This window comes from Microbacterium profundi, assembly GCF_000763375.1.
In the GTDB taxonomy this organism is placed as follows: domain Bacteria; phylum Actinomycetota; class Actinomycetes; order Actinomycetales; family Microbacteriaceae; genus Microbacterium; species Microbacterium profundi.
The window spans coordinates 2,065,970-2,078,630 of the sequence record NZ_JPSY01000001.1 but is presented as its reverse complement, the minus strand read 5'-3'; the positions used below and the strand labels follow the sequence as shown (position 1 = coordinate 2,078,630).

General features: G+C 68.1%; 12 protein-coding genes. 6 read left to right on the top strand and 6 right to left on the bottom strand.

What is annotated here, in order from left to right; all coding sequences use genetic code 11:
• Positions 1-10: 10 nt before the first annotated feature.
• The 3 genes from JF52_RS0109900 to JF52_RS0109890 all read left to right on the top strand — a co-directional run bounded on the left by JF52_RS0109900 (position 11) and on the right by JF52_RS0109890 (position 2,031).
• Positions 11-757: an EI24 domain-containing protein gene (locus tag JF52_RS0109900; RefSeq protein ID WP_084595739.1), complete on the top strand. Its 747-nt coding sequence runs from the start codon at positions 11-13 to the stop codon at positions 755-757.
• A complete protein-coding gene (locus JF52_RS0109895) occupies positions 750-1,523 on the top strand; it encodes a DNA-formamidopyrimidine glycosylase family protein (RefSeq protein ID WP_033105996.1) in 774 nt (257 codons plus the stop codon). Before JF52_RS0109900 ends, JF52_RS0109895 begins: the two co-directional genes overlap by 8 nt.
• Positions 1,524-1,623: 100 nt before the next feature.
• Positions 1,624-2,031 carry a transferase gene (locus JF52_RS0109890; RefSeq protein ID WP_033105995.1) on the top strand — a complete coding sequence of 136 codons (408 nt, stop codon included), beginning with the start codon at positions 1,624-1,626 and terminating at the stop codon, positions 2,029-2,031.
• Positions 2,032-2,042: 11 nt separating this feature from the next.
• Here JF52_RS0109890 and JF52_RS0109885 read toward each other — a convergent pair whose 3' ends face one another.
• From JF52_RS0109885 to JF52_RS0109875, 3 genes are read right to left on the bottom strand one after another with little or no spacing between them, the layout of a single operon-like run.
• Entirely contained in the window at positions 2,043-3,872 is a 1,830-nt protein-coding gene (locus JF52_RS0109885; RefSeq protein ID WP_052166873.1) for a PhnE/PtxC family ABC transporter permease, read from the bottom strand.
• Entirely contained in the window at positions 3,869-4,765 is an 897-nt protein-coding gene (gene phnC, locus JF52_RS0109880; RefSeq protein ID WP_052166872.1) for a phosphonate ABC transporter ATP-binding protein, read from the bottom strand. Before phnC ends, JF52_RS0109885 begins: the two co-directional genes overlap by 4 nt.
• Positions 4,766-4,804: 39 nt before the next feature.
• Complete coding sequence (locus tag JF52_RS0109875; protein ID WP_033105994.1) at positions 4,805-5,749, bottom strand: PhnD/SsuA/transferrin family substrate-binding protein; 945 nt, start codon at positions 5,747-5,749, stop codon at positions 4,805-4,807.
• Positions 5,750-5,917: 168 nt separating this feature from the next.
• Between JF52_RS0109875 and JF52_RS0109870 the strand changes: the two genes are divergently transcribed.
• Together JF52_RS0109870 and JF52_RS0109865 are read left to right on the top strand one after the other, a co-directional pair.
• A complete protein-coding gene (locus tag JF52_RS0109870; RefSeq protein ID WP_084595797.1) occupies positions 5,918-6,649 on the top strand; it encodes a substrate-binding domain-containing protein in 732 nt (243 codons plus the stop codon).
• Positions 6,650-6,669: 20 nt separating this feature from the next.
• Positions 6,670-7,386, top strand: coding sequence for a glutamine amidotransferase-related protein (locus JF52_RS0109865; protein WP_033105993.1), 717 nt, complete (start codon positions 6,670-6,672; stop codon positions 7,384-7,386).
• A 25-nt stretch (positions 7,387-7,411) separates the two neighbouring features.
• Here the strand turns inward: JF52_RS0109865 and JF52_RS0109860 are convergent, their stop codons facing one another.
• The 3 genes from JF52_RS0109860 to JF52_RS0109850 all read right to left on the bottom strand — a co-directional run bounded on the left by JF52_RS0109860 (position 7,412) and on the right by JF52_RS0109850 (position 11,689).
• Positions 7,412-9,952: an ATP-dependent Clp protease ATP-binding subunit gene (locus JF52_RS0109860; RefSeq protein WP_033105992.1), complete on the bottom strand. Its 2,541-nt coding sequence runs from the start codon at positions 9,950-9,952 to the stop codon at positions 7,412-7,414.
• A 70-nt stretch (positions 9,953-10,022) separates the two neighbouring features.
• Positions 10,023-10,484: a hypothetical protein gene (locus JF52_RS0109855; protein ID WP_033105991.1), complete on the bottom strand. Its 462-nt coding sequence runs from the start codon at positions 10,482-10,484 to the stop codon at positions 10,023-10,025.
• Positions 10,481-11,689, bottom strand: coding sequence for a cation:proton antiporter (locus tag JF52_RS0109850; protein ID WP_033105990.1), 1,209 nt, complete (start codon positions 11,687-11,689; stop codon positions 10,481-10,483). Before JF52_RS0109850 ends, JF52_RS0109855 begins: the two co-directional genes overlap by 4 nt.
• Before the next feature lie 97 nt (positions 11,690-11,786).
• Here JF52_RS0109850 and purU point away from each other — a divergent pair, with 97 nt between their 5' ends.
• On the top strand, positions 11,787-12,638 hold the full coding sequence (purU, locus tag JF52_RS0109845) for a formyltetrahydrofolate deformylase (RefSeq protein ID WP_033105989.1): 852 nt from the start codon (positions 11,787-11,789) through the stop codon (positions 12,636-12,638).
• The last annotated feature ends 23 nt before the right edge of the window (positions 12,639-12,661 follow it).

The window sequence follows — 12,661 nt, the reverse complement described above, 5'->3', positions numbered from 1 at the left end:
CGCTATAGGCATGATCCGCGAGTTCTTCACCGGCGTCCGGATCCTCGGGCGCGGATTCGGCATGTGGCGCACGCGGCCGAAGCTGCTCGCGCTCGGACTCATCCCCGCAGTCATCGCATTCCTGCTGCTCGCGGGCGCGCTGATCCCGCTCGGGCTCACGCTCGGATCGATCACCGACTGGGCCACGCCCTTCGCCGATGCCTGGGTCAGCCCGTGGCAGGAACTGCTGCGGTTCAGCCTCGGCGCGGTCATCCTCGTCGCGGCGCTCGCGCTCAGCGGCGCCGTGTTCACCGCGCTCACGCTGACGATCGGCGACCCTTTCTACCAGCGCATCTGGCGCGGGATCGAACGCTCGCTCGGTGGCCCCGAACCGACCGGCGACACCGGATTGCTGACCACGATCGGCGAGGGCATCCGCCTTGTCGTCCTCGGCATCCTGGTGGCACTGCTCACCCTCGTCATCGGATTCATCCCCGTCGTGGGTGGGGTGCTCGCGTCGGTCATCGGCGTGATCCTTTCCGGTCGTCTGGTCGCACGCGAACTCACCGGACGAGCCTTCGACGCTCGCGGGCTGACCGCTTATTCGCGCTCGGCACTGCTGCGTTCCGGCCGGGCGCGAGTCATCGGCTTCGGCGTCGCGACGCAGCTGTGCTTCCTGATTCCGTTCGGCGCGATCATCACGATGCCGGCCGCGGTCGCAGGGTCCACGATCCTCGCGCGATCACTCACCGAGCGAGCGGCTCCGCCCGATGCCTGAAGGCGACACCGTCTTCCGCACCGCGCTGCGTCTCGATGAGGCGCTGGCGGGCGAAGTCGTCACGCGTTTCGACCTGCGCGTTCCTGCCTTCGCCACCGCCGATCTGACCGGCGACACCATCGGCGGATGCGTCTCACGCGGCAAGCACCTGCTGCTGCGCGTCGGCGAGATGACGTTGCATTCCCATCTGCGCATGGACGGCGCCTGGCTCCTCTACCGCCCGGGCGAGAAGTGGAAGCATCCGGACTTCAAGGTACGCGCGATCGTCGGCACTGCCGACCGGGAAGCCGTCGGAGTCGACATCGCAGAGGTCGAACTCATCCCGACCAGTGCCGAGGATCAGCTGCTCGGGCATCTGGGCCCTGACCCTCTTGCGGATGACTGGAACCCCGTCGAGGCGGCGCGCCGATTGGGCGCCGATGCCCGCAGCATCCACGTCGCACTGCTCGACCAGCGCAACGTCGCGGGCTTCGGCAACGAGTACGCGGCAGAACTGCTGTTCCTCCGCGGAATCCTGCCGACGACGCCCGCCCCCGAGGTCGACGTCCGAGCGCTGCTCGACCTGGGCACACGCACGATACGCGCCAACCGGCTGCGGGTGAACCGCACGTTCACCGGTGTCGATCGGCCGGGGCGGAGCACGTGGGTCTACGGCCGCGGGAACCGGCCGTGCAGGCGATGCGGAACGCTCATCCGTCGAGGTGAACAGGGCGCCGATCCGACGCGTGAACGCGTCACCTTCTGGTGCCCGAGCTGCCAACGGTGACACAGCGACAGACTCGAGCCCCTGCATCCCTGTTCGGGAATGAATTCGCCACTCCCGTGGTTGTTCATATATCCGGAGATGTCCGGACACGGGAGGAATCTTGGGTAAGAACTACATCGATATCGAAGACGAGCAGGGCTCGACCCTGCGGTATCGCAAGCACGTGAACGGGCGCGGTCTGGTCGCGCACGGAGCGAAGGTGCACCCGAAGGCTGTTGTCGAAGCCGGCGCCTATGTCGAACCAGGAGCGCGCGTGGGCGCGGGAACGAAGGTCGCCCGCGGCGCGTGGGTCGAACCGGATGCCGTCATCGGCGACAACGCCTACATCGACGCGCACGCCCACATCGGCCAGGGCGCTGCGGTCGGCGACGGCGCGCACATCGGCGTCCGCACCGAGATCGGCGCCGGCGCACGCATCGCCAGAGGCGCCAGGATCGGCGCCGACGAGATCGTCGCAGCCGGTCTGCGGATCTCCACCGACCGGAAAGGCCTCTGGCTGGCGGCCTGAGGCCACCGGCTCTACTTCAGAGCGCGCCGGATCAGGATCGAAGCCGCCTCGACGATCACGACCATGCCGATGATCACGAGAACATAGGCGAGCACCTCGTCGAAGTGACGCCCCTGCAGCGCATTCAGCAGCAGGAAGCCGATGCCGCCTGCGCCGACGATCCCGAGCAGGGTCGCCGAGCGGATGTTCTGCTCCAGCAGATACATCAGGTGACTGACGAGCGCCGGGACTGACATCGGCACAGTCGACGAGAAGAAGACCTGCGCACGTGTGCCGCCGGCGGCGGCGAGTGCGCGCTCAGGACCATTCGGCACCTCCTCCATCGAGTCGCCGATGAGCTTCGCGAGCAGTCCGACGCCGCCGATGCCCAGTGCAAGGGCACCCGCCTGCGGCCCGATGCCCGCAGCGATGATGAACAGGATCGCGACGACGAGGTCGGGGATCGCTCGGATGACGAGGGCGATGCCGCGGAACACGTTGCGCACCGTGCTGTTGGGCGCCACGTTCCGCGCCGACAGCGGTCCGACGATCGCCGAGATGATCGTCGCCATCAGCGTCGCGGCGAACGCGATCTGGATGGTCGTCACGACCGCCGCGAGCACATCCGACCAGTCCCTGCTGCCGAAATGCGGCGGCCAGATCGCACGGTCGCGCGTGGGGTCGACGATCTCGTTCCACGCGGGCGCGAACATCTTCGTGACATCCGGCGCGGTGTAGAGGAATGCGCCGACGACCGCGGCGATGCCGAGCCAGATCCACAGCGTGTTGCCGACGCGGGTGCGATCCCAGGGGCGGTGCATGGCTGCCTCGATCCGCGTATTGCGATCATGCGTCGTGGCCGTGCCGGTGCTGGTCGCGCCCTCAGCGGACGCCTTCCTGCGCGCGACGGCGCGAGCCACCGTGTCGCCCACGCTCTTGCCGGTCGGCCGGACGTTCAGCAGTCTGGAGCGCAGCAGCGAGGAGACGATCTCGAACAGCACGCACAGCGCAATGATGATCACGACGAGAGGGATCACACGCCGCATGCCGGCCGGACCGCCGTGCAGCGCGTCGTCCAGCTCGTAGCCGATGCCGACGACACCCACGACCCCGAGGATGACCGTGCCTCTGAGGTTGATGTCGGCACGGTGCAGCGTCACCGCGACCCATGCCGGGAGCACCTGCGGTACGACGCCCGACCAGAACTGCTGCGCCTTCGTGCCGCCGGCGGAGCGGATCGCGAGGCGCGGGCCCTCGTCGACCTGCTCGATCGCGTCTGCGAACATCTTCGAGATCATGCCGACCGAGTGGATTCCGATCGCGACGATCGCAGGAAGGGTGCCGGAGTTGAACCACAGGAACGCGAGCACCACGACGAAGACGATGTCGGGAATCGCCCGCGTGACCACGCCGATTCCGCGGCACAGCGCCATCACTGCGGCATTGGGCGTGGTGTTGCGCGCCGCTCCGTACGCGACCGGGATCGACAGCACGGCGGCGAGCGCGGTACCGGCGATGACCAGCGCGAGCGTGATGACGATCGTGAGGAACATGTCCCAGATCGGCTCGAAGCCGACCCACGTCGTGACGAAGACCTTCTCGCCGCCGCCCTGGACCTCGGCCGTGACATCCCATCCCGGCCACTGCATCGGCGTCGCCATGCTGAGGAATCGGGAGAGATTGGCACCGGTGGTCTCGAGGCTCTTCAGGCTGTAGTCGAGGCCGATGAACGACCAGACGCCGAGCCCGAGGACCGCGATGATGACGCCGTACGAGACGACGGTGGACAGCCGCGGCGCGGGGCGCGGCACTCGCGACAGGCGCTCGGCGAGGGCCGCGGGACGCTCGGCGAGGGTGGTCACGCCGGCTCCTCGTTGGCGAAGTCCTCAGCCAGCCGCTCGCGCGCTGCGGAGCGCTGGATCTCCTGCGCGAGAACCTGCTCCCGCGCCTCGGCGAGCTCGCTCTCCAATGCGGCGATCTCGCTCGTGGTCGTGGCCACACGGCCGTAGATCTCCATGACCTCTTCGCGGGTCAGGTCATCGGTGCGAGTGTCGAGGACGACGCTTCCGGCACGGAGGCCGATGATGCGGTCACCCCAGCTCAGTGCGAGATCGACCTGGTGCAACGAGCAGATGACCGTGAGAGAGCGCTCAGCCGCGATCTCGCGGATGAGCGACATGACCTGACTGCTCGACTCCGGGTCGAGCGATGCGACCGGCTCATCGGCGAGCAGGATCTCCGGATCCTGCATGAGCGCGCGGGCGATCGCGACGCGCTGCTGCTGGCCACCGGAGAGATTGTCGGCGCGCTGGTAGGCGAAATCGAGCAGGCCGACCCGGTCGAGGTGGCCGAGGGCCTTCTCACGCAACCGTCGCGGATAACTCAGACTGCCGACGCGCGGGCCGCGCAACGTGGCGAGCCCGCCGGTGAGCACGTTCTCGAGGACGGTGAGTGCACCGACGAGCTCGAACTGCTGGAAGATGAACCCGATCCGCCCTCGAAGTGCACGCAGCGCCTGCCCACGCAGGTCCGGCACCGCCTGACCGAGCGAGACGACTGAGCCGGCGGACGGCGTCTCCAGTCCGTTGACGTGGCGGAGCAGCGTCGACTTGCCCGAACCGGAGAGGCCGAGCAGCACGACGATCTCGCCCGGAACGACGGACAGCGACACCCCCTCCAGAGCCGGCCCGGCGGCTCCGGGATAGGTCTTCCCCAGATCGGTGATCTGGACTGCGGGGGCGTCGCTGTTCGTCATGTCATCTCTCCTGTGGCGCGTGCGAGTCTGCTGACCGGATCAGGCCTGGCAGGCCTCGACCTCGTCGGCGATCTCGGTGCACAGGGTGCGGATGAGGTCGTAGTACGCGTCGTCGACCGCGCCGAAGCCGAACCAGCCCTCGGTGAGGAACTCGTTGAGCTCGACACCAGCGTCGGTGAGGTCGGACTGCGTGCTGTCGGCGAGTGCCTCGACAAGCTGGTCCTGGACGTCCTGGGGCAGAGCGGCCTGCATCACGATCGGAGCGGCGGGAACCAGCACGCGCGTGACCTCCTCGAGCTGACCCGACTCGATCAGCGGGTCAGCGTCGATGTCCTGCGCGAAGCCGACCTGGCAGTCAGTACCCTCGGCGACCTTCTTGGCGTTGAGGTCGTGCTCCTCGCCGAAGAGTCGGTTCTCATCGGCGACCGTGACGCCGGCCTCGAGCAGCCCGCCCATGGGAACGGCGAAGCCGGAGGTGGACGTCGGGTTGACGAAGCACACCGGCTGGTCGGCGAAGTCCTCGAGCGAGGTCACGTCCGTCGCGGCCGGGTTCTTGACGGCGACCGAGAAGTAGCCCGGCTCGGCGCCTTCCTGGGTGATCTGTGCGCCGATCGGAATGATGTCCGCGCCGGCGTTCTGCGACTGGAAGTAGGTGAAGGCCGAGATCTGAGCGATGTCGATCTGGTCTGCGGCGAGGCCCTGCACGACAGCGGTGTAGTCGGTGGCCTGGAAGAGCTCGACCTTCTTGCCGGTGATCTCGGCGATCCAGTCGGCGATCGGCTGGGCGTCCTGGTCTGCGCCTTCGTGGTCGGGAAGCACGGCGAAGACGAGGGTCTCCGAGTCGCCCGAAGCGAACGTGCCCTCGGCTGCGGAGGCGTCGCCTTCGGTGTCGGAGGAAGCCGGGGTGGCGGCGCAGGCTGCGAGGCCGAACGCGAGGGTGAGGCCGGCTGCGACGGCGAGGCCGCGCTTGAGGGTGGACTGCATGGGGAAGACCTTTCGGTGACTGTGCAGGGTGATGATCGGCGGGACGGCCGACTGCGACAGTCAAAGCGCGGGAGAAGACGACGGCGGATCGAGAACGCAAAGGTCGCGTGATCGCGGAATGAATTCGCTGTGGCGTCGCTGCCGGTGGCGCACGGGTACCCTGAATCCATGGCGAAACAGCGGGGGCGCGGGGGCGCAGCGAAGCGCCCGGCGACAGGAAAGACCGCCTCGCGCGCGTCATCGCCATCCAGGAGGAAGCAGAACGCGCCTGCGAACAAGGTCGTGTTCGACACGCCTCGCGTCATCGAGGAGCCACGTGTGTTCCGTCTCGGCGCCGTCCCCGGCGCGACCCCCGGCAAGTGGATCGACACGTGGAAGCAGCGCCTGCCGCACGTGAGGCTGGAGCTCGTGCCGATCGATGCCGAGACCCAGCGCGCCTCGATCGACGAGTTGGATGCTGCGCTCATCCGCCTTCCCCTGAACGACGACACCCTTCATCTGATCCCGCTCTACGAGGAGATCGCCGTGGTCGTGGCATCCGCGGAGTCCCACCTGCTCAGCGTCGATGAGCTCGAGCCGACGGACCTCGCGGGAGAGGTGCTGATCACCCCGCTCGACGATGTGCTCGGGCCACTTGACATTCCCGGCATTCTGGCGCCGGAGTTCCCTCCGCTCGGCACCACGGCCGACGCCATCGCCACCGCCGCCACTGGCGTCGGGATCGTGATCGTGCCGATGTCACTCGCGCGGCTGCATCAGCGCAAGGACGCCGGTCATCGGCCGCTGCGCGGTGGACCGACCTCCACTGTCGCCCTCGCGTGGCCTCGAGGCCGGACGACCGACGATGTCGACGCGTTCGTCGGCATCGTGCGCGGACGAACCGCGAACTCCTCCCGCTGAGCGGCGATAGATTTATGTCCATGGCCCCGCTTCTCTACGTCTGCGTGCGCCCCGAGCGCGGCGCTGCAGACGCCGAGCACGTCTCGTTCCAGCGGGGTCTCGCGGTCGACGCCCTCGACCAGTTCGACCTTCTCGCCGCGCCGCTCACCGATGAGCTGCTCGCGCGCCACGACGGGTTCGTCATCGGCGGCTCGCCGTTCAACGTGACGAATGCCGTGAAGTCGCCGTTGCAGCGGCGCGTCGAAGCAGACCTCGAGCGCATCGCCGCCCGTGCACTCGCGAACGATGCGGCCGCCATGTTCACGTGCTTCGGCATCGGCGTCGTGACGCGCATGCTCGGCGGAGCGCTGACCCTCGCATACCCCGAAGCCACGCGCTCGACCGAGATCAGGACGACGGATGCCGGGGCAGCCGACCCCGTGTTCGGGCCCAGCGCCCCCGCGCTGAACGTGTTCACGGCGCACAAGGAGAGCGCGGTCGCTGTGCCGCCCGACGCGGTACTGCTCGCGACGAACGACGACTGCCCCGTGCAGGCCTACCGAGTCGGCACGCAGCTGTACGCGACGCAGTTCCATCCGGAGCCGAGTCCGCGTGACTTCGCCGACCGCATGACGTTCTACCGCGGCAACGGGTACTTCGATCCAGAGGCCTTCGACGCCGTGGAAGCAGAGATCCTCGCCGCCCGGGATGTGGGCGGCGAGGATCTGCTGCGCAGGTTCGCGGAGACCTTCGTCTGAGCGAGAGGCGCTGGACCGAGACGCGCTAGGCGACGGCGTGCGCCGCCGACTCCACGACGAGTGCGTCTTCGGCGGCATCCACCCGCACGACGCCGCCGTCATCCAGCGACCCGGAGACCAGCAGGTCGGCGATGCGGTCGTCCACCTCGCGCTGGATCAGCCGGCGCAGCGGACGCGCACCGAACTCGGGCTCGTAGCCGTGCTCGCCGAGCCACTGCACCGCAGCATCCGAGACGTCGAGGCGCATGTCGCTCTCCGCGAGACGTCCCGAGGTCGCCGCGAGCATGAGCCGCACGATACGCGCCAGCTCGTCCTTGGTGAGCTTCTGGAACAGAACGATCTCGTCGATGCGGTTGAGGAACTCCGGCCGCATCACCTCGCGCAGCTTGCCCATCACACGATCGCGCAGGTCCTTCATCGACGAGAAGCCGTTCGCCGAGGCATCCTGCGACGATACGAAGCCCAGCGCACCTGAGCGCGAAGCGAGGAACTCGCTGCCGACGTTCGAGGTCATCACGATCACCGTGTTGCGGAAGTCGATCGTGCGGCCCTGACCGTCGGTGAGACGCCCGTCGTCGAGCACCTGCAGCAGCAGGTTGAAGACGTCGGGGTGAGCCTTCTCGATCTCGTCGAACAGCACGATCGAGTACGGGTTGCGCCGCACGCGCTCGGTGAGCTGTCCTGCCTCGTCGTAGCCGACGTATCCCGGAGGGGCACCGATGAGCCGCGACACGGTGTGCCGCTCGCCGAACTCGCTCATGTCGAAGCGGATCACGGCGTTCTCGTCGTCGAAGAGCCGGTCGGCCAGCGCCTTGGCGAGCTCGGTCTTGCCGACGCCGGTGGGCCCGAGGAAGAGGAACGAGCCGACCGGACGACGTGCATCACCCATTCCGGTGCGGCTGCGCCGGACGGCGCGCGCCACTGCGGCGACGGCGTCCTCCTGACCGATCACGCGGGCGTGCAGGTCATTCTCCAGATCGCCCAGGCGCTCGCGCTCGCCCTCGGTGAGACGGCTGGCAGGGATGCCGGTGGCACGCGCGATCACCTCGGCGATCTCCCGCTCGTCGACGATCGCCGGTGCACCGGACTGCTCACCGGAGGTCACCGCGTCGATGCGCGCCTGCGTCTGCACGATCTCGTCACGCAGGCGCGATGCCTCCTCGTAGTGCTCGGCGCTGACTGCGGCGTTCTTACGGGACTCGAGATCGGCGAGCTCCGTCATGAGCGCAGAAGTGTCCACGGGCAGGCCCAGCTTCAGGCGCAACCGTGCACCGGCCTGGTCGATCAGGTCGATCGCCTTGTCGGGCAGCACACGGTCGGGCAGGTAGCGGGCGCTCATCGTCACGGCTGCGCGCAGCGCGGCATCCGTGTAGGTCACCCGGTGGTGGTCCTGGTACGCGTCCGCCAGCCCCTCGAGGATGAGCACGGCGTCGTCGATGCTCGGCTCGTCGACCTTCACGGGCTGGAAGCGGCGCTCCAGCGCAGGGTCCTTCTCGATCTGGCGGTACTCCTTGAGCGTCGTCGCGCCGACCATGTGCAGGTCGCCGCGTGCGAGACGGGGCTTCAGGATGTTGCCCGCGTCCATGCCGCCCTCACCTGATCCACCGGCGCCGACGACCGTGTGCGCCTCGTCGATGAACACGATGACCTCGTCCTTGTGAGCGGCGATCTCATCCATCGTCTTGGTCAGACGCTCCTCGAAATCACCGCGGTAGCGGGTACCGGCGAGCATGGCGGGCAGGTCCAGCGCGATGACCCGGCGCCCCTCAAGCTGGGCGGGAACAGTGCCGTCGACGATCGCCTGGGCGATGCCGTCGATGATCGCGGTCTTTCCGACGCCCGCCTCGCCGATCAGCACGGGGTTGTTCTTCGTGCGGCGGCTGAGGATCTCGATCGTCTGCTCGATCTCGTCGCTTCGTCCGATCACGGGGTCGAGTTCACCGGCGCGTGCGCGCGCGGTCAGGTCGATGCCGTACTTGTCGAGCATGCCGGTGCCGGATGCCGGCGCCTCTGCACTCGCGGGTTCGCCGCCGACCGGGGCGTCCACGTGCTCGCGCGCGGCGTCGGTGAGAGCATCCGCCGTCACACCGATCTGAGCGAGCACCTGACCCGCCGGCACGTCCTGACCGAGCACGAGCGCGAAGAAGACGTGCGCCGGCTCGATGTAGGTCGCGCCGGAGGAGCGGGCCACCTGGTAGGCGTGGAAGAGCGCGCGGCTCGCACTCGGCGTGATCGTGGCAGCGTCAGCCTCGGCACGCGCGCCGGGCGCCGGCAGCCGGGTCTCGACCGCGTCGATGATCTGGTTCGGCGTCACGCCGATGCGCTCGATCGCCTGTGCGACCGTGGCGTCTTCGACGATCGCGCGCAGAACGTGCAGCGCGTCGAGCTCGGTCTGGCCGCGTTCAAGTGCCAGCCGGCCGGCGTTCTGCAGGATCTCCTGCGTGCGCGCGGTGAGGAACCGGCTGAGGTCGATCGACCTGGTCTGCCGGGCTCGCTCGCCTGAGAGATAGCGCGAGAGGAACTCATCGAACGAGTTCGCGCCGTTGTCGCTGAAGTCGTTGGGCATTGCATTCTCCTAAAGTTGAGCGTGCTTCACTCAACTTCAACGCGACATGTATCGGAGTATTCCCTGCGTCTCAGAGATCGCGCATCAATTCGATCCGCTCGCGCAGATACGCCTCCAGCGGCATGTACGCGCCGGCGCCCGACCAGCGGACGGACGGCACGCCGTCACGCAGCGCGAGCGGGCCGGACGAGCCGCCGGCATCCACGGCATCCACATCGATGACCGACCAGCCGATGTGCACGACGTCGCCCTCGCCGAAGCCGCCCCGCAGCGCGAGTTGCCGCCGCGCCGCCCTCGCTCGAGCCGATTCCGCGGTGTAGCCGCGACGCCCTGGATCAGCAGCGCGCAGCACCTCTGCTGTCGCGAGCAGCTCGCGGTCGGTGAGCAGCAGCACTCCGATGTGCCAGGCCTCGCCCACGCGCACGATCCGCTCATCACGCCAGCGCGACGAACGCTCCTCGCCGAGCCCCTCCTTGGGTACGCCCACAAGCGACGCTCGCGCGGCGTCCAGGATCTCGGCCGCCGTGCTCACAGCTCCCCCTGCGGCAGTGCCTGTTCCGCAGCATCCAGTCGCGCACGATCGCCGCGCAGGATCATCGCGACGAGCGGATAGATCAGCACCGACAGCATGCCTGCTCCGACCAGGGCCGCCGCGATCGCAGAGTCGAGGACGCCTTCATCCACGCCGATGGCCGTGACGGCGACGATGATCGGCAGGCCCGTCGCCGCCAGCATCCCCAGCGCCGTGCGTTCGCGCAGGCCCGCCCCGCGCGAAGCCGACAGCTGGGCCGCGGCACCGCGGATCACGAGCAGCGCGATCAGGAACAGCGGCACCAGTGAAAGGGCGAGCGGCGAGGCTGCGAGCACGCCGAGCTCGAACGTGACACCGGTGTACAGGAAGAAGATCGGCACCAGGAACCCGAACGCGATCGCCTCGAGCTTGCTCTCCACGGCGGCGGCATCCGGCTCCGGTGCCCGCGCCATGATGATGCGCCACACTGCCCCGGCGACGAAGGACCCCAGCAGCATGTCGAGGTCGAGCACCACGCTGAGCCCGACCAGCCCGGCGATGAGCATCAGCACGAACCGCACCCCGAACTGGTCGGAGGTGTGCAGTGTGGCTGCGAAGAATGCGTGCAGGCGGCCGTGCGGGGCGCGACGCGCGATCAGGATCACGAGAGCGGCGAGCACGACGAACGTGAGCAGGATCGCTGCCGCCACCGGGGCACGGCGCGTGCTGAGGAAGATCGATATCGCGATCAGCGGCAGGAACTCCCCCACCGCACCGATCGCGGTGACGGTCTTCCCGAACGGGGTGCCAAGTTCGCGGGCATCGCGCAGGATCGGCATGAGGGTACCCAGCGCTGTCGAACTCAGGGCGATCCCGATCACGATCATTCCCGTGTCGGGTGCGATCAGGAATCCGATTCCGATGCCGATCATCAGGCCGAGCAGCCACCCGAGCGAGGCCCGCACGAGCGGGCGACCGGCGATCGCCCGGAAGTCGATCTCGCTGCCTGCCATGAAGAACAGCATCGCCAGCCCGAGATCGCTGAGCTTGTCGAGCACCTCCCCCGGTGCGACCCAGCCGAGCACGGCCGGCCCCACGATGATGCCGAGCACGAGCTCGAACACGATGATCGGCACTCGCAGCACCGGACGGATGCCGCGAGCCAGCAGCGGAGCGGCCACCGCGAGCAGCGGCAGCAGCACAAGCCCGATCTCGCTCGCAGTCACCCGCTCAGAGTATCGACACCACGGCCCTGCGCAGTGTCGATTCGTCACGGCACTCACTCACGCGAGAGAATCTACGAACACCTTGCAAGGAGCATCCATGTCTCAGCCCGACACCGCACGTCTGCTCATCGCCTGCGACGACCAGCCTGGAATCGTCGCCGCCGTCGCCGGCGTCCTCGCCGAGCACGGTGCGAACATCGTCTCGCTCGATCAGCACTCGACGGATGCCGCGGACGGACAGTTCTTCCAGCGCACGGTCATCCAGCTCGCGGGCCTCGCTGCCGCACGACCTGCGCTCGAGGCCGCGATCGGAGAGGTCGCGGGGCGATTCGGGATGGAATGGTCTCTGCACGACGTCGCCAAGCGGAAGCGGGTGGCGATCTTCGTCTCGAAGTACGACCACTGCCTCATGGAACTGCTGTGGCGCACGCAGCGCGGCCAGCTCGACATCGACATCACGATGGTGATCTCCAACCACCCCGATCTCGCCGAGTCCGTGCGCACCTTCGGAGTGCCCTTCGTACACATCCCCTCCGCCGACAAGGTGACGATGGAGCAGCGTCAGTTGGAGTTGCTCCAGGGCAACGTCGATCTCGTGGTGCTCGCGCGGTACATGCAGATCCTCACCGACGACTTCATCGTGAAGGTCGGCGCCCCCGTCATCAACATCCACCACTCGTTCCTGCCCGCATTCATCGGCGCGAACCCCTATGCGCGCGCCAAGGAGCGCGGCGTGAAGCTCATCGGCGCCACCGCGCACTACGCGACGGCCGACCTCGACGAGGGGCCGATCATCGAGCAGGACGTCACGCGCGCCTCGCACTCCGATTCCGCGGCCGACCTGCAGAGCCGTGGCGCCGATGTCGAGCGTCAGGTGCTCGCCCGCGCCGTGCAATGGCATGCAGAGGACCGCGTGATCGTGCACGGGAAATCGACCGTCATCCTGTAGGTCGACGGCACGCGCGCTGAAGT

What these genes read in the sequence shown, in the direction of transcription:
- JF52_RS0109900 (WP_084595739.1), top strand. Translation starts at nt 11, where the DNA reads ATGATCCGCGAGTTCTTCACCGGCGTCCGGATCCTCGGGCGCGGATTC.
- JF52_RS0109895 (WP_033105996.1), top strand. Translation starts at nt 750, where the DNA reads ATGCCTGAAGGCGACACCGTCTTCCGCACCGCGCTGCGTCTCGATGAG.
- phnC (WP_052166872.1), bottom strand. Translation starts at nt 4,765, where the DNA reads ATGACGAACAGCGACGCCCCCGCAGTCCAGATCACCGATCTGGGGAAG.
- JF52_RS0109875 (WP_033105994.1), bottom strand. Translation starts at nt 5,749, where the DNA reads ATGCAGTCCACCCTCAAGCGCGGCCTCGCCGTCGCAGCCGGCCTCACC.
- JF52_RS0109870 (WP_084595797.1), top strand. Translation starts at nt 5,918, where the DNA reads ATGGCGAAACAGCGGGGGCGCGGGGGCGCAGCGAAGCGCCCGGCGACA.
- JF52_RS0109865 (WP_033105993.1), top strand. Translation starts at nt 6,670, where the DNA reads ATGGCCCCGCTTCTCTACGTCTGCGTGCGCCCCGAGCGCGGCGCTGCA.
- JF52_RS0109860 (WP_033105992.1), bottom strand. Translation starts at nt 9,952, where the DNA reads ATGCCCAACGACTTCAGCGACAACGGCGCGAACTCGTTCGATGAGTTC.
- purU (WP_033105989.1), top strand. Translation starts at nt 11,787, where the DNA reads ATGTCTCAGCCCGACACCGCACGTCTGCTCATCGCCTGCGACGACCAG.